The sequence below is a fragment of the Paraburkholderia madseniana genome (genome assembly GCF_009690905.1).
GTDB lineage: Bacteria > Pseudomonadota > Gammaproteobacteria > Burkholderiales > Burkholderiaceae > Paraburkholderia > Paraburkholderia madseniana.
Genome location: NZ_VOSW01000029.1, coordinates 75,736 through 94,502 on the forward strand (window position 1 = coordinate 75,736; position 18,767 = coordinate 94,502).

16 protein-coding genes and 2 pseudogenes are annotated in these 18,767 nt (G+C 62.4%); 13 read left to right on the top strand and 5 right to left on the bottom strand.

Annotated elements, in window-relative coordinates; translation table 11 throughout:
* Positions 1 to 10: 10 nt before the first annotated feature.
* Positions 11 to 889, bottom strand: coding sequence for a LysR substrate-binding domain-containing protein (locus FSO04_RS17100; protein ID WP_154560800.1), 879 nt, complete (start codon positions 887 to 889; stop codon positions 11 to 13).
* Between the two features lie 114 nt (positions 890 to 1,003).
* On the opposite strand from FSO04_RS17100, the gene argH reads away from it, so the two are divergent.
* The 4 genes from argH to FSO04_RS17120 are packed head-to-tail and all read left to right on the top strand — an operon-like array spanning position 1,004 to position 5,038.
* A complete protein-coding gene (argH, locus tag FSO04_RS17105; protein WP_154560801.1) occupies positions 1,004 to 2,437 on the top strand; it encodes an argininosuccinate lyase in 1,434 nt (477 codons plus the stop codon).
* A gap of 47 nt (positions 2,438 to 2,484) precedes the next feature.
* Positions 2,485 to 3,339: an amino acid ABC transporter permease gene (locus tag FSO04_RS17110; protein WP_154560820.1), complete on the top strand. Its 855-nt coding sequence runs from the start codon at positions 2,485 to 2,487 to the stop codon at positions 3,337 to 3,339.
* A 32-nt stretch (positions 3,340 to 3,371) separates the two neighbouring features.
* Positions 3,372 to 4,136, top strand: a complete 765-nt coding sequence (locus FSO04_RS17115; protein ID WP_154560802.1) for an amino acid ABC transporter ATP-binding protein — start codon at positions 3,372 to 3,374, stop codon at positions 4,134 to 4,136.
* 59 nt (positions 4,137 to 4,195) lie between these two features.
* Positions 4,196 to 5,038 carry an ABC transporter substrate-binding protein gene (locus FSO04_RS17120; protein WP_154560803.1) on the top strand — a complete coding sequence of 281 codons (843 nt, stop codon included), beginning with the start codon at positions 4,196 to 4,198 and terminating at the stop codon, positions 5,036 to 5,038.
* Positions 5,039 to 5,184: 146 nt separating this feature from the next.
* Here the strand turns inward: FSO04_RS17120 and FSO04_RS17125 are convergent, their stop codons facing one another.
* On the bottom strand, positions 5,185 to 6,105 hold the full coding sequence (locus FSO04_RS17125; protein WP_154560804.1) for a LysR family transcriptional regulator: 921 nt from the start codon (positions 6,103 to 6,105) through the stop codon (positions 5,185 to 5,187).
* A 129-nt stretch (positions 6,106 to 6,234) separates the two neighbouring features.
* Here FSO04_RS17125 and FSO04_RS17130 point away from each other — a divergent pair, with 129 nt between their 5' ends.
* From FSO04_RS17130 to FSO04_RS17140, 3 genes are all read left to right on the top strand, one after another.
* A complete protein-coding gene (locus FSO04_RS17130; protein WP_154560805.1) occupies positions 6,235 to 6,984 on the top strand; it encodes an SDR family NAD(P)-dependent oxidoreductase in 750 nt (249 codons plus the stop codon).
* Between the two features lie 55 nt (positions 6,985 to 7,039).
* Positions 7,040 to 7,579, top strand: a complete 540-nt coding sequence (locus FSO04_RS17135) for a carboxymuconolactone decarboxylase family protein (protein ID WP_154560806.1) — start codon at positions 7,040 to 7,042, stop codon at positions 7,577 to 7,579.
* A gap of 182 nt (positions 7,580 to 7,761) precedes the next feature.
* Positions 7,762 to 8,097 carry a YbjQ family protein gene (locus FSO04_RS17140; RefSeq protein WP_154560821.1) on the top strand — a complete coding sequence of 112 codons (336 nt, stop codon included), beginning with the start codon at positions 7,762 to 7,764 and terminating at the stop codon, positions 8,095 to 8,097.
* A gap of 197 nt (positions 8,098 to 8,294) precedes the next feature.
* On the opposite strand, the gene FSO04_RS17145 is transcribed toward FSO04_RS17140, so the two are convergent.
* On the bottom strand, positions 8,295 to 9,209 hold the full coding sequence (locus FSO04_RS17145) for a LysR substrate-binding domain-containing protein (protein ID WP_154560807.1): 915 nt from the start codon (positions 9,207 to 9,209) through the stop codon (positions 8,295 to 8,297).
* A gap of 139 nt (positions 9,210 to 9,348) precedes the next feature.
* On the opposite strand from FSO04_RS17145, the pseudogene FSO04_RS17150 reads away from it, so the two are divergent.
* The 6 genes and pseudogenes from FSO04_RS17150 to FSO04_RS17175 all read left to right on the top strand — a co-directional run bounded on the left by FSO04_RS17150 (position 9,349) and on the right by FSO04_RS17175 (position 16,792).
* Positions 9,349 to 10,672 (top strand): annotated as a pseudogene (locus FSO04_RS17150) (NAD(P)/FAD-dependent oxidoreductase).
* 40 nt (positions 10,673 to 10,712) lie between these two features.
* The gene (locus FSO04_RS17155) at positions 10,713 to 11,531 is read left to right on the top strand and encodes an ABC transporter substrate-binding protein (protein WP_233464881.1); all 819 of its coding nucleotides are present in this window, start codon (positions 10,713 to 10,715) and stop codon (positions 11,529 to 11,531) included.
* A gap of 64 nt (positions 11,532 to 11,595) precedes the next feature.
* Positions 11,596 to 12,402, top strand: coding sequence for an amino acid ABC transporter permease (locus tag FSO04_RS17160; protein ID WP_154560808.1), 807 nt, complete (start codon positions 11,596 to 11,598; stop codon positions 12,400 to 12,402).
* Between the two features lie 26 nt (positions 12,403 to 12,428).
* A complete protein-coding gene (locus tag FSO04_RS17165) occupies positions 12,429 to 13,766 on the top strand; it encodes an NAD(P)/FAD-dependent oxidoreductase (protein ID WP_154560809.1) in 1,338 nt (445 codons plus the stop codon).
* A 184-nt stretch (positions 13,767 to 13,950) separates the two neighbouring features.
* Positions 13,951 to 15,009 (top strand): ABC transporter substrate-binding protein, encoded by a 1,059-nt coding sequence (locus FSO04_RS17170; protein ID WP_171927342.1) that lies wholly within the window; start codon positions 13,951 to 13,953, stop codon positions 15,007 to 15,009.
* A 94-nt stretch (positions 15,010 to 15,103) separates the two neighbouring features.
* Entirely contained in the window at positions 15,104 to 16,792 is a 1,689-nt protein-coding gene (locus tag FSO04_RS17175) for a GMC family oxidoreductase (protein WP_168435717.1), read from the top strand.
* A 61-nt stretch (positions 16,793 to 16,853) separates the two neighbouring features.
* Here the strand turns inward: FSO04_RS17175 and FSO04_RS17180 are convergent, their stop codons facing one another.
* Positions 16,854 to 18,281 (bottom strand): aldehyde dehydrogenase family protein, encoded by a 1,428-nt coding sequence (locus tag FSO04_RS17180; RefSeq protein ID WP_154560810.1) that lies wholly within the window; start codon positions 18,279 to 18,281, stop codon positions 16,854 to 16,856.
* 22 nt (positions 18,282 to 18,303) lie between these two features.
* Positions 18,304 to 18,651, bottom strand: a pseudogene (locus FSO04_RS17185) (ABC transporter permease); the annotation flags it as partial.
* Positions 18,652 to 18,767: the final 116 nt, after the last annotated feature.

Genomic DNA, 18,767 nt, shown 5'->3' on the forward strand with positions numbered 1-18,767 from the left:
AGCACCTGGGTCACTCCACGTTCTCGCTCAACCACATGGCGAATGCCGACACGAGCGGCGTATCGGACAGCTCCTGCCGGGACACCAGGTAATACGCGTGTCTCGACGGCACGGTGATGCTGAACGGCCGAATCAGCGTGCCGTCCATCAGGTCGTCCCGCACCGAGAAACTGTCGCCGAGCGCCACACCCTGACCGTGAATCGCCGCTTCGATACCGATATGCGCATTGCCGATTTCAAGAATCCTGATGCCTTCGAGCTTGTCGGCCGACGCATGCGCGAGCCATCGCATCCACGATCCCGAGTGCTCGCAAAACAGCGCTTTGCCCGCGAGATCTTCGGTCTTGCGGATCGCGTTGGACCCGTTCATCAAGGCGGGACTGACCACCGGAAACAGCGATGGATGCGTAATCAGCGTGACGTGACGATCGCGCCAGCGGCCTTCTCCGTAGCGTACGCATACGTCGACGTCGGGCGAATACACCTCGCGGTCGTCGTTGGAGGGGATCACTTTCAGATTGATCCCCGGGTACTGGTCGAGAAACTCGCCGATGTGCCGGGCCATCCAGCGCGAGGTGAACAGCAGCGGTGTGGACACGACGAGATCGCCGGCCATTTCGGGTGAGTCCAGTTTGACGACGGCGTTGGCGATCATGTCGAACGCGCTTTTGACGGGCTGCAGCAAGGCCTCGCCTTCGCGCGTCAGTTTCACGCGCGCCTTTGATCTGACGAACAGCGTAACGCCGAGTGACTCTTCGAGAATGCGGATCTGATGGCTGACCGCGCTGGCGGTCACGTGCAACTCCTGCGCGGCGCCGGCCACGCTCGAGCGCCGCGCGGCGGCTTCGAACGCACGGAGAGGATTGAGCGGTGGCAGACGGTTTCGCATGAGGTGGGAAGAGATGCTGAGAAAAATTTCATTTGAACGGAATTTAATTCTCGCTACAAGAAGAAAAACTGGATACGTACAGTGGAGTCAACTTAACGGAGGGGACTAGCAGCGATGAATATTTCTGAACCGATCGAGCGTTTGTGGGGCGGGCGTTTCAAGTCGGGGCCGTCGGCGGCGCTCAAGGCGCTATCGCGTTCGGATCCGAGCTTCTTCCGGCTCGCGCCGTACGATCTGGCCGGTTCCCGCGCGCATGCGCAGGAACTGCGCCGCGCTCAGATCCTGACCGAAGAAGAATTGCAGCGACTGCTGGGCGAAATGGACAAACTGCAAGCGCAGTACCTTGCAGGCGAGATCGGACCGTCGCAGGATGACGAGGACGTGCACACGTTCCTCGAACGCGAATTGACGCAACGTTTGGGCGCTACCGGCGGCAAGCTGCGCGCGGGCCGCTCGCGCAACGACCAGGCGGCCAACGACCTGCGCCTGTTCCTGCGCGACAAGGCACGCACGCTGGCGCACGCGGTGATCGATTTGCAGAACGCACTGATCGAACAGGCCGATGCGCACACCCGCAGCGTGACGGCGGGCTTTACCCATCTGCAGCCGGCGCAGCCGGTCGTGTTCGCGCATCATTTGCTGGCGCACGCGCAGTCGATTTACCGCGACGTCGATCGCCTGGTGGACTGGGACCGGCGCAGCGCGCGCTCGCCGCTGGGCGCGGCAGCGCTGGCGGGCTCGGCGATCTGCCTCAGCCCGGAGTTGTCAGCCACCGAGCTCGGCTACGACGCACCCTGCGAAAACTCGATCGACGCCGTCGCTTCACGCGATCACGTGGCGGAGTTCGTGTTCATTGCGAGCATGCTGTCGGTGAATCTGTCGCGACTGTCGGAGGAAGTGATCCTGTGGACGACGCGCCAGTTCGGCTGGGTCGTGCTGGACGATGGCTACGCAACGGGCAGCTCGATCATGCCGCAGAAGAAGAACTCGGATATCGCGGAGCTTACGCGCGGCAAGGCGGGGCGGCTGATCGGAAATCTTGGCGGCCTGCTGGCGACGTTGAAGTCGCTGCCGCTCGCGTACAACCGCGATCTGGCGGAAGACAAGATCGCCGCATTCGACAGCATCGACACGCTGGAGTTGGTATTGCCCGCGATGGCTGGCATGATCCGCACGATGCAGGTGAACGTGGGCGAGATGCGCCGCCAGGCGCCGCTGGGTTTCACGCTCGCCACGGAGGTGGCCGACTGGCTCGCGCTGCGCGGTATTCCGTTCAGCGAGGCGCACGAGATCACGGGCGCGCTGGTGAGGGTGTGTGAAGAGCAGGGCATCGAGCTGGGTGAGGTGTCGGTGGCGACGTTGGCGCAGGTGGATGCGCGGCTGGAGGCGTCGGTGCTGGAACACGTAACGCTCGAAGCGGCGGTGGCCGCGCGCAGCGGCTACGGCGGTACGGCGCCGGCACGCGTGGAAGAGCAGATCACCCGGCTGCGTGCGGCGATCGACAAGCAGACCGCGTGGGCGGCTGACTACAGGGGGCCATCATGGTAAGCGTTTCAAACGATCGGGCGGCACTGCGCGCGGAGGCTCAGAAGCAGATGACAGAGATGAGTGAGGACGTCACCGACATTTCGCATCTGGAACATGTACGGCGCCGCTACTGGGGTCGTTATGTGGCCTCGGCGGCAATCATCGCGTTGATTGGGTACGTGGTGCTGGCGTTCGCGCATGGGCAGATCGAATGGCGTTACGTCGCGCGCTTCCTGACGGCGCGTTCGATCCTGAACGGCCTCGTCAACACGATCGTGATGACGGTGCTGGCGATGGTGCTGGGCGTGGTGCTCGGCGTGATCACCGCGATCATGCGGCTGTCGCCCAATCCGGTGTTGCAGACGGTCGCGCAAGGCTATGTGTGGCTGTTTCGCGGCACACCGGTGATCCTGCAACTGCTGCTGTGGTTCAACCTGGCGCTGGTGTTTCCGTCGATGGGCATCCCGGGCCTGTTCGAATTTCGCACGGTGGATGTCATGACGCCGTTCCTCGCGGCGTTGCTGGGTCTGGGGATCAACCAGGGGGCGTACACCTCGGAAGTGGTGCGCGCGGGGCTGTTGTCGGTGGACACGGGTCAGTATGAAGCGGCCAAGTCGATCGGCATGCCGCGGCTGCAGGCACTGCGCCGGGTGATTCTGCCGCAGGCGATGCGGGTGATCGTGCCGCCGATCGGCAACGAGCTGGTGGGGATGGTGAAGCTGACGTCGCTCGCGAGCGTGATCCAGTACGCGGAGATGCTGCACAACGCCGAGAACATCTACTACGCGAATGCACGGGTGATCGAGCTGCTGATGGTGGCCGGGGTCTGGTATCTGGTGGTGGTGACGGTGCTGTCGTTCGCGCAGTCGCGGGTGGAACGGCACTACGCCCGCGGGGCAGGACGTGCATCGGGCCGGCAATGAAGGCGCCGGTGACGACAGGACAAGGAGCCGAAATGAATTCAATCGTTCGCGCGGTCGACGTGCGCAAGTCATATGGCGAGTTCAAGGCGTTGCAGGGCATCACGCTGGATGTGGCCAAAGGCGAAGTGCTGTGCGTGATCGGGCCGTCGGGCTCGGGCAAGAGCACGTTCCTGCGATGTATCAACCAGTTGGAGAAGATCAACGACGGGGCGCTGTGGGTGAACGGCGAACTGGCGGGCTACCGGCGGGTGGGCAACCGGCTGCACGAACTCTCGGAGCGGCAGGTGGCGCGCCAGCGTCTGGCGACCGGCATGGTATTCCAGAAATTCAACCTGTTCCCGCATAAGACGGTGCTGGAGAACGTGATCGAAGGTCCGGTGCAGGTGCTCAAGCGGCGGCGCGCGGAGGCGGAAGAAGAGGCGCGTTCGTTGCTCAAGCGGGTAGGACTCGCTCACAAGTGCGATGCATTTCCGGTGGAACTGTCCGGTGGACAGCAGCAACGGGTGGCGATTGCACGTGCACTGGCGATGCATCCGCAACTGATGCTGTTCGATGAGCCAACCTCGGCGTTGGATCCTGAACTCGTGGGCGAGGTGCTGGCGGTGATGCGTGACCTGGCGAAGAGCGGCATGACGATGATCGTGGTGACGCATGAACTGGGCTTTGCACGCGAGGTGGCCAACCGGGTGGTCTTCATGGATCAGGGGCAGGTGGTGGAAACCGGCACGCCTGATCAGGTGCTCGGGCAGCCAAAACATAAACGTACGCAGGATTTCATCTCGGCTGTGCTTTCCTGATCACAAGCGTGGTCCTGGTTGGGACCCGCTTTTCCAATTCTTCTAGCAAGCGAGTTTTTATGAACACGTCCCTTCGTTTTCGTGAGTGGTTCACACTGGCGGTTGGTATCGTTGCATTGCATGCCCCGCTGTCCCATGCGCAAACTACTGCTCCGTCAATTGGCAAGAGCACGCTCGTCGCGGCGATCGTGCCGAACTATCCGCCGTTCGAATACAAGGACCCGGCCACCGACAAGCTGATGGGCTTCGACGTCGATCTCGGCGAAGCGCTTGCCGCGAAGCTCGGCGTCAAGCTCGAGTGGCAGGAAACCAGCTTCGACCAGATGATGAGCGCGCTGACGACGAAGCGCGTCGACGTGATCCTGTCGGGCATGACCGATCTTCCCGAGCGCCGCGGGGCGGTGAACTTCCTTGACTACATCACGACCGGTCCGCAGTTCTACACGACGAAGGCGCGTGCGGGAGAGTTCGCGACGATGGATGCGTTGTGTGGCAAGACCGTCGGAACGAGCCGCCGCACATCGTTTGTGAACGATGCCGCGAAGTGGAGCGATGAGCATTGCGTGAAGGCAGGTAAGCCGCCCATCAAGGTAATCGGTACGGATGGCTCGTCGGACGCGCGCATGCAGTTGCGCCAGAACCGGATCGATGCGGCGGTGCAGGGCGGCGAAACTTTGCCGTACCAGAACTCGATTGAGCAGAACGCGTACGCGCCGATCGGCCAGCCATTCCTGTCGCAGTACACGGCACTCGGCATGTCGAAAGACAACGCGGCGCTCAACACGGCGTTGACCAATGCGTTCAATCAGCTTATCGCCGACGGCACCTACCAGAAGATCCTGGCGAAATGGGGTTTGCAGCAACACGCTGTGCCGAAGGCGCTCGTTAACGCCGGGACGTGATACGGGCGTAGGCCTCGCTCAAACCGTTATCACGCTCGACAGATGGTCTGCCCGCGCCGCTGGCTCCCCGAGCCAGCGGCCCACGGTAGCGGGCTTGTGTGCGTCGATGCCGCTGAGCGTTTTCTGCCAGTGCGTGGCGTCGACTTTCAGCTCCGGGCCATCGCCTTTCCGACATGTTCGGCAAACGCTTTGACCTTGGCCGAATGCCGGCGCTCCAGTGGGCTCACCAGATGGATCGGGATGGGGATCGTGTCCCAGTCCGGCAACATCCGCTGCACTTCGCCACTGGCTAGCTCGTCATCGAACAGCCACGTCGGCGAATAGCCGATACCCATACCCGCGAGCACCGAGGCCCGCATGACCTCGCTGCTGTTGGTTTGCAGATTACCTTCGACCCGCACGATGCGCGTGGTTCCCACCGGATCTGTCGCGCCGGGTCCTGCCGTAAAACGCCACGCGTTGCGCATCGCCAGTTCGGTGTAGACGATGCAGTTGTGCCCACTCAAGTCGTCGGGGGCGCGTGGCGCTTTCGTTCCTTTGGGCAGTGAGCGCACGTAGCTGCGATGCGCCATCAGCATCCGCTGGGCCGTTCCCACGCGACGCGCGATCAGGCTGCTGTCCGGCAGATCGCCGAGCCGCACTGCCACGTCGATCCCCTGTTCCACCAGGTCGACAAAACCATCGCTCAGGCGCAGGTCGATCTTCACGCCACGATGCTCTGCCAGAAACGACTGAACCAATGGCATGAGTTTGAGTCGCCCGAAGCCGACTGAAGCCGCGATCCGCAGCCAGCCCGTCAGTTGCTGTTCGCCGCGCCGCAGCGCGCCTTCGGCCTCCGCGATTTCCGCGACGAGGCGCCGCGCCTGTTCGAAATAGTGTTCACCTTCTTCGGTCAGAGCAAGCGAACGCGTGGTTCGCGTCAGCAGCCGCGCGCCCAGCTCGCGCTCGAGTGCCGCGACCTGTTTGCTCACTGCGCTTTGCGTCGTGTCGGCCTCGTGCGCGACCGCGGAAAAGCTGCCGGCCTCCACCACGCGCACGAATGTCTTCATTGCCTGCAGCTTGTCCATTTTGCTCGATATATTCCTGCATGGAATCAGTAATATGAGCATACACCATCTATATCCCCAATCTGGAATCAGTCAAAGTGCAGTCATCGCAAACGCGATTCGACACAACCCAACTCAAGGAGTACCGACATGAACTCACCCGTCGTTCTTATCACTGGCGCGCTGACCGGCATCGGCCGCGCCACCGCTCTTGCTTTTGCTCGCGAAGGAAACCGCGTGGTCGTCAGCGGCCGGCGCGAAGAGGCAGGCCAGGCGCTTGCCGCCGAATTGCGTGCGCTTGGCGCCGAAGCCGAATTCCTGCGCGCCGATGTGCGCTTCGAAGCGGAAGTACGCAGCGTCGTCGAGCAGACCGTCGAGCGTTTCGGGCGCCTCGACGTGGCGGTCAACAACGCCGGCACGGAAGGTCAACTGGCGCCCATCGTCGAGCAGACGGCAGCCAACTACGAAGACACGTTCTCAGTCAACGTGCTCGGCACGCTGCTGTCGCTCAAGCACGAAATGCGCGTGATGCTGGCGCAGGGCGCGGGCTCCATCATCAATCTCTCATCGATCGCGGGTCAGGTCGGTATTGCGGGTGCGTCCGTCTACGCAGCCAGCAAGCATGCGGTCGAAGGTCTCACGAAGAGCGCGGCGCTCGAAGGCGCTGCCGCAGGCGTGCGCGTCAACGCCGTGGCGCCGGGTCCTGTCGCGACCGAAATGCTCGACCGTTTTGCCGGCGGGAGCGAGGAGGGCAAGGCCAGTTTCCTCGCGACGATACCGGCGCGACGCGCCGCGACCCCGGATGAAATCGCCCAGACCATCGTCTTCCTTGCGAGCGACAAGGCGCGCTACCTCACCGGACAGAACATTGCAGTCGACGGCGCCTATACCGCGCAATAACGCACGGGTTTTTTTCACCTGGCTTTATTCATCTTTTCTACTCAGGAGCATCACCATGATCACCATCAACGTCCCGACGCGCGACGAAGTTTCCCCGGCTAACCAGGCCATCTTCGACAAGCTCAAGAGCAGTCTCGGCACAGTACCCAACCTGTACGCGACGCTCGCCCATTCGGAGCATGCGCTCGGCAACTACCTCGCGTTCCAGAACGCGAAGAGCAGTATCACCGGCAAGGCGCGCGAAATCGTGAACCTCGTCGTGAGCCAGGTCAACGGCTGTGAATACTGTCTGGCCGCACACACCATGATCGGCAAGATGAACGGCTTCACCGACGAACAGATTCTCGAAATCCGCGGTGGCAAGGCAAGTTTCGACGCGAAGTTCGATGCGCTCGCGCGCCTGGTGAAGAACATCGCGGTCAACCGCGGGCACGCAGATCAGGCGCTTTTGGATGCGTTCTTCACTGCGGGCTGGACCAAGGCCAATCTGGTCGACACGATCGTCGTGATCGGCGACAAAACCGTCACTAACTATCTGCACGCAACGACGCACGTACCGGTGGACTTCCCCGCTGCGCCGCAACTCGCTGCCTGATGGTTGCAGCCGGGCAAGGCACGGTGCTCATAAGATGTCCGCATTGCCCGGCTGACTGGAGTGTTACCGTATATCTATCCAGTCAGCGATCCCGGCACGCCAATCAGGCGCTTAGCTACAATAAAGCGCCTTGAAAGCACGCCCGATGAAACGCAAGCGATCAATTGAACACGGAGAAGACGATGATAGAACGACACATGGTGACGACAGCGTTTGACCTTCCGGGACACAGGATAGAGCGCTCATTCGGCGTCGCTCGCGGGATCATCGTTCGGTCCCGATCCGTCGTTGGTGCACTTGGCGCATCGCTGCAGACGATTTTTGGAGGCAACATCACGCTTTACACCTCGCTGTGTGAGCGAGCGCGGCAGGATGCATACGACCGAATGATTGCGCAGGCTGCGGACCTTGGCGCAAACGGCATCATCGGCATGCGGTACGACGCAACCGAGATAGCGAGAGGCATCACAGAGGTGTTGTGCTATGGGACGGCGGTCCACACGACGTTGCTGGTTTGAAGAGCGCGTGCCGATCAGGGCTGAGAACATGACCACATGATCTGAAGGCATTGACGGGTGGTCAGGGGCTTGGCTGGATCGACACAAAGATCATGAGAGCAGCCGATCTGAACATAGGGACGGTTCCGTATGAGACGGTGTTCGACATGGTTCAGGGCGGCCGGCTGGACTATTTTCCGCGTGGTGTCATTGAAGCTTTAATGTCGCGCGGGTTTAGAGGCGTGCTTTGCTTCAAGCACCATCGTGTCGTCGGCCATCTTAAGAAAACTATCAACGATCGGATTTGTGTACTGAAGCTGCGGACATACGGTGAATCCCCGAAACACGACGTCCGGTGAAAACGGCCGAAACTGGATCTTCGTGGGATTGGCATCGAAAGTCGCAAGCGGATTCACGATGCCGATTCCCAACCCGCGCGACACCATCGCGCAAATCGTCGCACCGTATGGCGTTTCGATAGTCGGCACCTGATTGACTTCCGCCTGACGCAACACGCGATCCAGCGACGAACGCGTGTCGTCCGCATACGAAGGCAGAATCAGCCTTTCGTTGCGCAGATCGCGTGCGTGGATACGTTTGCGCGCAGTCAGCGGATGCCCGGCCGGTAGCGCGCACACGCCGGGTAGCCGGTATAACTCGGTGCTCGTCACACCAAATGCATCGGGCGTAGTCGTAGCAAAGCCGATATCGCAATAGGCCGCCGAGGCCCAACGCTGGATCGTGCCTTCGCTGCGCATTTCCAGCGATATCGCAATGCGTGGATAGACGGCAAGAAAACGCTCGATCACAATCGGGATGAACGACAACGCCAGCACCGGCGCCGCGACGAGCCGCAGACGGCCACTGCCGAACTGGCGGATTTCACGCGCGGAATGCGCCAGTTTCTCGAGGCCCACAAAACTCCGGTCCACTTCGCGGTAAAACGCGCTCCCCGCATCCGTGGCCTGAATCCGTCCGCCATTGCGCGTGAACAGCGCCAATCCCGTCGATGCCTCCAGTTCCGCAATCAACCGGCTGATGCTCGGCTGCGACGTGCCAAGTTCCTCGGCGGCGGCGGTCATCGAGCCGCGCAACATGACCAGCCTGAACGCTTCGATTTGCCGCTGATTCATCCTTTTGCCTCGTCTGCCTTCGTTGATCCGGCTCCCAGCTTGCCATACCAAATTTGAATGGCAGACGTTTTTGGTCGTATTTGACCGGATGGTCGACGAAAACCTAGACTGGCTTGCATCTTCTTACCGGCCATAGACGATGCGCTCCGATGCCCTGCTGCTTCACGACGATTTTCGCGTGACCCCCGTACTGGTGGGACACCGCGCCGCCCGAGACGGTCCGTGACGCGTTGCCGTCCAACGTTGACGTGGTGATCGTCGGCAGCGGCTATTGCGGCTTGTCGGCGGCTGCGGTTGCAGCGCGCCTCGGCGCGAGCGTCGCCGTGCTCGACGCCGCAGAGATCGGGGCGGGCGGCAGCACGCGCAGCGGCGGCATGGTGTCGAGCGGACAGAAGCTCGCGCTAACCAATGCGATTCGTGGCGTATCGGCAGAGCGGCTGGGACGGCTGATGCACGAGTCGATGGCGAGCTTCGATTACCTGAAGCGCCTTGTCGCCGAGGAGTCGCTCGACGCCGATCTGCAGATCACGGGGCGTTTCTTCGGTGCATTCACGCCGCGCCACTTCGATCGCTTGCGGCGCCAGGGCGACCTCTTGCGCGAGAAGACCGGCGTGACGGTGCATGTCGTGCCGCGCGCGGAGCAGCATACGGTGATCGGCTCCGACTACTACTACGGCGGGATTCTCGTCGATGAATACGGTGGTCTGCATACGGCCAAATATCATCGCGCGCTGCGAGATCTAGCGCGGCGTTGCGGCGCGACTTTGCATTCACATGCGGGAGTGGAACGAATCGAACGCAATGGCGCGGGCTTTCGGGTTCACGCAACGCGAGGAAAAATCGACACGAAGCATGTGCTGGTCGCGACCAACGGCTACACCGGACGGCTGCTGCCGTTCTTCGCGCGGCGCGTGCTGCCGGTCGCGAGTTACCAGATCGCAACGGAGCCGCTGCCGCCGGGACTGATGGCCGTGCTGAATCCGGGGCGGCGCATGATCAGCGATTCGAAGCGCAATCTGTTCTACACAAGGCCGTCGCCCGATGGCACGCGAATGCTGTTCGGCTCGCGCCCCGCCATCCGCGAAGTGAGCGAACGTGAAGCGGCGAGGATGCTGCACGCGAAGATGATCGAGTTGTGGCCCGCACTGCGCGACGTGCGCATCACGCACGCGTGGAAGGGCTACGTCGCGATGACGGGCGACAAGCTCGCGCATATCGGTGAACAGGACGGCATTCACTACGCGCTCGGCTGCAACGGCAACGGTGTCGCGCTGATGAGCTATCTGGGCTCGCGAGTCGCGAGATCCATGCTCGGACTCGATGCGCAGGCGGGCGCATTCGGCGAGGGCGCCTTTCCGGTCAACCCGGCCGGCATGGCGAGCCGCCTGAGCGTGCCGGTCGGCACGGCGCTCTATGCGTTCGACGATTTCTGGAGCGGCCGCGCGCGCGCCGCGCTTTCTTGACAGACTTCCCATCGCAGGTCCTTTCGACGGAGCAAACATCATGCGTTTTCGCCATCTTCTCAGCCTCATTGCGGTTGTCGTGCCGCTATCGCTCGTGTTGCAAGGCAACGCCCGTGCCGACGACATCGGCACGCTGACGCCCGGCAAGCTGGTCGCCGGCGTGGATGCGAACAACAAGCCGTATTCGTATATCGACAACGGCAAGATGACGGGCTTCGACGTCGAACTGCTGCGCGCCGTCGCCGCGAAGCTCGGCCTGAGCGCCGAGTTCCGCGCGCAGGATTTCAGCGGACTGCTGCCGAGCGTTGCGAACCAGCAGATCGATCTGGCCGCCGGGTCGATTTCGATCACGAAAGAACGCCTGAAAATGGTCGATTTCTCAGAGGGCTATCTGACGGGCCTTCTAAGCGTAGCAACCTTGCCCGACAGCACGATCACGAGCGATCCGTCGTCGGTGAAGGGCAAACGGATCGGCGTCGTGCAGGGCACGATCGAGGACACGTATTCGGACAGCTACCTGCCGGGCGCGCAGATCGTGCGCTTTCCGAACCTGAACGCGGGATTCCTCGCGATGCGCTCGAAATACATCGATGGCTACTTCGTGGATAAAACGCTCGTGGAAGGCTTGCAGGGCAAGTATCCGCAAATGAACATCGCGGACAAGCTCGACATCTCCGCCGTCAATCTGCCTGCCGGTTTCCCTGTGCACAAGGGCAACGCCAAGCTCGAGGCGGCGCTGAACAAGTGCATTGGCGAACTGGTCGCGGACGGAACCTGGCTGAAGCTGTACCTGCAGTTCCATCCGGGTTATTCGAAGCCCGCGAGCCTGCCGCCGTACGCGATGAAGACCGATAACTGATTGAGTTCGGCCGACTGCGGACCGGTGGCTGAACCCGCCGCCGACGCTCAACAGGGAGCGCACCATGAATGCTTTCTTGCAGAACTTTCTCGACTGGCCGTTGCTGATCTCGTCGATACCGTCGTTGCTGTGCACGGGTCTCGTCAACACGCTGGTGCTATCGGTGTTTTCGACCGTGCTGGGGATCGTCGCGGGCATGATGCTCGCGTTGATGACGGTGTCGCATACGCGCTGGTTGATGCTGCCCGCACAGGTGTTCATCGACGTGTTTCGCGGCCTGCCGGCCGCGCTCGTGATCCTGCTGGTCGGCCAGGGACTCGCGCCAGTGGGGCTCGCGATCTTCGGACCCAATCCGTATCCGCTCGCGATCGTCGCACTTGGGCTGATCTCGTCCGCGTATATCGCGGAGATTTTCCGCTCCGGCATTCAAAGCGTGGGGCGCGGACAACTGTCCGCGTGTCAGGCGCTCGGCATGACATACTGGAGCAGCATGCGCCACGTGATCGTGCCGCAAGGCGTGCGGCGCATCTTGCCGGCGCTTGCGAACCAGTTCATTTCGATCGTCAAGGATTCGAGTCTGGTCTATTTTCTCGGCCTGCTGACTTCGCAACGCGATCTGTTTACGATCGGCCAGAACACGTCGGTGAATACCGCGAACCTGTCGCCGCTGGTGGCTGCGGGTGCGGTGTATCTGCTTGTGACCGTGCCGCTCACGCACGCGATCAATCACATCGACCGCTGGACCAACCGTCATGCGAATCCGGCGCGCGGCAGTTCCAGTACACGATTGTCACGCCGGCAGCGCAAGGCGCAGGCTTCGGCCAGTTCGACTGTGCCGGTCAGGGCCGGCATTGCCGATCAACATAACTAGTCTTCACAGGCAGGACACCAGCCACAATGGGACCCAAAGTAGAAACGGTCGCTGACGACACCACCTTGCCCGCGCAAGTCGATGTCGTCGTCATCGGCGGCGGCATTATCGGGGTGAGCACGGCCCTTTATCTGAGCGAGAAGGGATTGCAGGTCGCGCTATGTGAGAAAGGCCATATTGCGGGCGAGCAATCGAGTCGCAACTGGGGTTGGGTGCGCGTAACGCATCGCGACATGCGCGAGTTCGCGTTGAGCATTGAAAGCCTGAAATTGTGGCGGAAAATCGATGCGACGCTCGGCATTGACACGGGCTTCAATCAATGCGGCATCCTCTACATGACCGACGAAGACGCCGTGATGGACAGTCATCACGTATGGCTCGACAAGGCGCGCCACGTAGCAGGCGACACGTTCGACACACGGGTGGTCGACGGGCGTGCCGTTGCTGAACTCTTGCCCGGCGCGACGAAAGCGTTCAAAGGCGGACTCTACACATCTGGCGACGGCCGCGCCGAACCGCAAAAAGCCGCACCTGCGATCGCGAATGCGTTGCGCAAACGCGGTGTCAAGATTCTGACGCCATGCGCCGCCCGTGGCATCGAAACAAGCGCAGGGCGCGTCAGTGCGGTGGTCACCGAGCACGGCACGATTCGTTGCAACAGCGTCGTCGTCGCAGGTGGTGCGTGGTCGCGGTTGTTCTGCGGCAACCTGGATGTCGATGTACCGCAACTGCTGGTAAAGGCCTCGGTGCTTCGCACCGAGCCGCTCGACGGCGGCCCGACCTGTAGCGCGAGCAACAAGAAATTCGCGTTTCGCAAGCGCGCCGACGGCGGCTATACGATCGCTTTTGGCTTCCGCACCTATAGCGATCTCACGCCCGATTCCTTTCGCCTGTTCTTCAAATATGTCGAAGCGTTGAAGAGCCAGTTGGGCGCTTTGCGCATCGGCATCGGCGCTCGCTTTTTCGAGGAATTGCGCCGTCCGCGTCATTGGGCGCTCGACCGTCCCACCGCGTTCGAAGCGGTCCGCACGCTCGATCCCGAACCGATCACCCGGTACACCGACGCCGGTTTGCGCGAGTTCACCAAGGTCTTCCCGCATCTGGCGCACGCGCGAATCGCGCAGCGCTGGGCGGGCTACATGGATGTGACGCCGGACGCGATTCCAGTGATCTCCGGTGTCGATACGGTGCCGGGCCTCTTTATCGGCACGGGCTTTTCGGGGCATGGATTCGGCATCGGCCCGGCGGCCGGAAAGCTGATGGCCGATCTGGTGACGAACGACACGCCGCTTGTCGACCCGCATGCGTTCCACCTCAACCGGTTCAGCGACGGAACGAAGATCGTGATCGACGCGGGCTTCTAAGGCGATCTTTCATCAGAAGGAATAGCCGGTCATTACGAAGCCGACGTAACGCGTTTGCCATAACATGATGTCATGGGCACCACAACAATTGCGGCGTTGTCGCCATTAAATAGACTCACTATATTGGCCTCAATGCGCATTACATCCACGATCTCTTTCGCTTAACCCTTTCGAGGACAAAGTCGTGATCAAGAAGCCCATGTTGCGCCCGCTTGCGGCGGTTCTGATTCTTGGTGTCGCGGGTCTGGTGCCTGCGTGTCTCACGCCTGTTTTTGCTGCGGGGAAGATTACCTTTGTTTCTCAAGGCGGCACGTATCAGGAAGCGCAGACCAAGGCGATCCTCGATCCCGCTGCGAAGCTGCTGAACATTACCGTGAACCAGGACAGCATCCCGGACGCGTGGCCGCAGATCAAGGCGCAGGCTGCAACCGGCAAGCCGATCTGGGACGTGGTCGATACGCCGACGTCCAACTGCCTGCGCGGCGGCCACGAAGGCCTGTTGGAGAAGCTCGATTTCTCGAAGATCCCGAATGGGGCCGCGATGCCCGAGAAATACCGCACGCCGTATTCAGTCGCCTATGAGTTCTATTCGACGGTCATCGGCTACAACAAGAAGTCGTTGAAGAAAGTGCCGCAGAGCTGGGCCGATTTCTGGAATGTGAAGGGATTCCCCGGCACGCGTGCGTTGCGCAATGATCCGCAGACGGTACTCGAAGCCGCGCTTCTGGCAGACGGCGTGCCGCGCGACAAGCTTTATCCGCTCGATGTCGACCGTGCATTCAAGAAGCTCCAACAGATCAAGCCGGACGTGACCGTCTGGTGGACGTCGGGCGGGCAGTCGGCGCAATTGCTGCACGACGGCGAAGTCGATATGACGATGATCTGGAACGGCCGCGCGAGCGCCGTGCGTAAAGACAACCCCGATATCGACTTCACGTTCAACGATGGCATTCTGCAGAACACCCAGTTGTGCGTGCTGAAGAACGCGCCGAACCTGGCCGACGCGATCAAATTCGTCAACGCCGCTGTCTCGCCCGAATTGCAGGCGAACTTGCCGCTGTACATCGACTATGGCCCGGGCAATCCGGCGGCTTTCAAGACCGGCAAGATCGACGCGAAACGCGCGAGCGAGCTGCCGAGCTCGCCGGACAACGCGGCGAAGCAGGCGCTCATGTCGGAGGAGTGGTGGGCCTCGGACGCCGGCATTCAGGCAAAGGCACGCTGGCTCAAGTTCATGCAGTAAGGCGCAGGCCGGTCCCGACGCGCGGGCTCACGGGTTCGCGCGCACGTTTTGCTCACCCGTTCCGCACGTTTCACCGCCCGCGTAATCATCGAACGTGATCGACTATCTGATTCTCGGCGGCGGTTCGGCGGGCTGCGTGCTCGCCGCGCGCCTGTCCGAAGACGCCGGCAAGACCGTCTGTCTCGTCGAGGCCGGCCGCAATATCTCGCAGACGGACATGCCTGCTGCCGTGCGCAGCCGGTACCCTGGCCGCGCCTATCTCGACACGGCGAACATCTGGCAGCGCCTGAAGGCGCGCATGAGCGTATCGGCGACGACACGACGCTACGAACAGGCGCGCCTGCTCGGCGGCGGCTCGGCGATCAATGCGTTGATGGCGAATCGCGGCGCGCCCGCCGATTACGACGAATGGGACGCGCTAGGCGCACACGGCTGGAACTGGAGCGCCTGCCTGCGGTACTTCCGCAAACTCGAAACCGATTGCGACTTCGACGGCGAGCTGCACGGCAAGAGCGGCCCGGTCCGCATCCAGCGGACGAACTGGCCACGCATTTCACCCTTCGTGCGCGCGGTTCTCGGTACGCTTGCCGCGCGCGGCCACGTGCGGCGCGACGATCAGAACGGCGCATGGGAGGACGGTACGTTCATTGGCTCGATTGCGGTGAGCGAGGCTGGTGAGCGTATTCCGACCTCGGTCTGCTATCTCGACGACACCGTGCGGGCCCGTCCGAACCTCACGACCCGCACCGGAACGCTCGTCGAGCGCGTGCTGTTCGACGGCACGCGCGCAGTCGGTGCGCGCATCGTCGATAGCGAGGGCAGGGATGGCGCGGGCGAAGAATTGCGCGCCGCGTATGTAATCGTCTGCGCCGGCGCGATCCACAGTCCCGCGCTGCTGATGCGAAGCGGCATCGGACCGGCCGCTGAGCTCTCCGCGCTGGGTATCGAAGTGCGCGCGGACCGGGCCGGCGTCGGCGGCAATCTGATGGAGCATCCGTCGATCGCCGTCTCCGCGGTTTTGCCGCGGGCCGCCCGCACGCCGTTTCCCGACGAGCATCACGAGCAGGCCATCGTGCGCTTTTCGTCGGGCATGCACGACACAGTGCCCGGCGACATGCACGGTGCGATCCTGTCGCGTTCGGGCTGGCATTCAGTTGGCTACCGGCTCGGCACGATCTTCTTCTGGGTGAACAAGTCGTACTCGCGCGGCCGGGTGACGCTGACGTCGGCAAGTCCGCATAGCGAACCCGCAGTCGATTTCAACATGCTGTCCGATGCTCGCGATCTCGAACGTCTGAAGGGCGCGCTGCGCTTCGGCGCTGAAACGCTGGCTGATCCGATGATGGCGAAGCATCGCGCGACGCTTCTGCCTTCGAGCTATTCGCCGCGTGTCGCAAGTGTGGCCGTGCCGGGTGCGTGGAACGCGTTGCAACGCGGCACGCTGAGCGCGCTGCTGGACATCGCGGGTCCGTTTCGCGCGTGGCTCGTGCGACGCGTGGTCACTCAGGGCGTGACGCTGAACGACCTGCTCGCCGACGATCATGCCTTGACTAAGTTCGTCACGCGCTCGGTGGGCGGTACCTGGCATCCGTCGGGAACCTGCCGGATGGGCGCCGCCGACGATCCGCTCGCTGTCTGCGATGCGCGTGGCGCCGTGTATGGCGTGAACGGGCTTTACGTGTGCGATGCGTCGCTGATGCCTTCGATACCGTGCGCCAACACGAATATTCCGACCATCATGATCGCGGAGCGCATCGCGGATATGCTGCGTGGCCGCGCCTAGGCGACATGCCGGGTTGAGAAAGCGGAAGCGGCCCGTCGACCGCCGCAGCGCTCAGTTGCCCTCAGTCTCCATACCCCACGATGCCTTTTACTTCGAGAAACGCCTCGAGCCCCCACTCGGCGTATTCGCGCCCATTGCCCGACTGCTTGTAGCCACCGAAAGGCGAGCCGGCGTCCCACGACGGATAGTTCAGGTACACGCTGCCCGCACGCAACCTGAACGCTACGCGCCGCGCGCGCTCGTGATCGGCGGATTGCACATAGGCAGCGAGGCCGAAGGGGCTGTCGTTCGCAATCGCGATTGCATCGTCTTCGTCGCGATACGGCATGATGACGAGCACGGGTCCGAAGATCTCTTCGCGCGCGATCGTCATGGACGGACGCACGTTCGCGAACACAGTGGGTTGTACGTAGTAGCCGCGTTCGAGACCTTGCGGACGACCGAGGCCACCGGCCACGACCTGCGCGCCCTCGTCGATGCCGGCCGCGATCAGCCGTTCCACGCGCTCGAACTGCACGCCGCTGACAACCGGCCCCATCGTCGTGCGTTCGTGGTCTGCAGGGCCGACGCGATGTGCCTCTGCCGTTCGCCGGGCGATCGCCACTGCCTCGTCATGGCGCGCCTCGGGCACCAGCATGCGTGTCGGTGCATTGCACGACTGGCCGCTGTTGTTGAAGCACGAGTTGACGCCCGCCGTCACGGCGGCTTCAAAGTCGACGTCGTCCAGCAGGATGTTGGCCGATTTGCCACCCAGCTCCTGATGCACGCGCTTGACGGTCGGCGCCGCGAGCTTCGCGATCTCGATGCCCGCGCGCGTCGAGCCGGTGAACGACACCATGTCGACATCGGGATGCGCTGCAAGCGCCGCACCGACGGTCGGGCCATCGCCGTTCACGAGATTGAAGACCCCCGGCGGCACGCCCGCGGCGTCCAGAATCTCCGCGAACAGCAGCGCGTTGAGCGGCGTCACCTCGCTGGGCTTCAGCACCATCGTGCAGCCGGCCGCGATGGCGGGCGCTGCCTTGCAGACGATCTGATTGATCGGCCAGTTCCACGGCGTGATGAGCGCAACGACGCCCACCGGTTCGTGATTGACGAGCGTAGTGCCTTTTTTGCGTTGCCACGCGAACGTTTCGCACGTGCGGATCAATTCGTCGAGATGCCGCCGTCCGATTCCCGCCTGCCATGCGTGCGCCATCGCGCGCGGGGCGCCCAGTTCCCGCGAGATCGTGTCGCCCATCTCGTCGTGACGCTCGAGAAAGACCTCGAGAATGCGGCGGATCAGCGCGAGACGCTCGGCGGGCGTGGTCTGCGAGAACGACGTGAACGCGCGTTTTGCGGCAGCGACCGCGCGATCGATATCGGCGGGCGTGCCCATTGCCACTTCGGCGAACGCTTCTTCGGTGCAGGGATCGATGACGGGCAGGCGTGCGGTGCCCGACGGCTCGACCCACGCGCCGTCGATATAGAACTTCAGTGCATTGATCATGTGAGTGGTGTGTAGGAGGAGTTCAGGCGCGCGCCGCGCCGGAGCGCCGGCTTACCACGACGATCATCACGAGGCACAGCGTCAGCGCCGTGAGCATCGTGCTGATCGCGGCGATGGTCGGATCGATCTCGTCACGCAGCGTAACGAACATGCGGCGCGTTAGCGTCTGGTTCGAACCGCCTGACACGAAGAGCGCGACCACCGTTTCGTCGAGCGCCTGAATGAACACGAACACTGCGCCGGAGATCACGCTCGCCTTGATCTGCGGCAGCGTCACCGTCATGAAACTGCGAAAGCGATTCATGCCGAGGCTGCGGGCAACCATCTCCTGGGTGCGGTCGAAGGTGCGAAGATCGGCGCCGACCGAGATCCTGTCTCTTATACACATCTCCGAGAAAAAAAAAAAAAGAAGCCCCGAAACTCTGCCACTAATATACATATCCGTGCCCACGAGACCTCTCAACATATCGTACGCCTCATTATGCT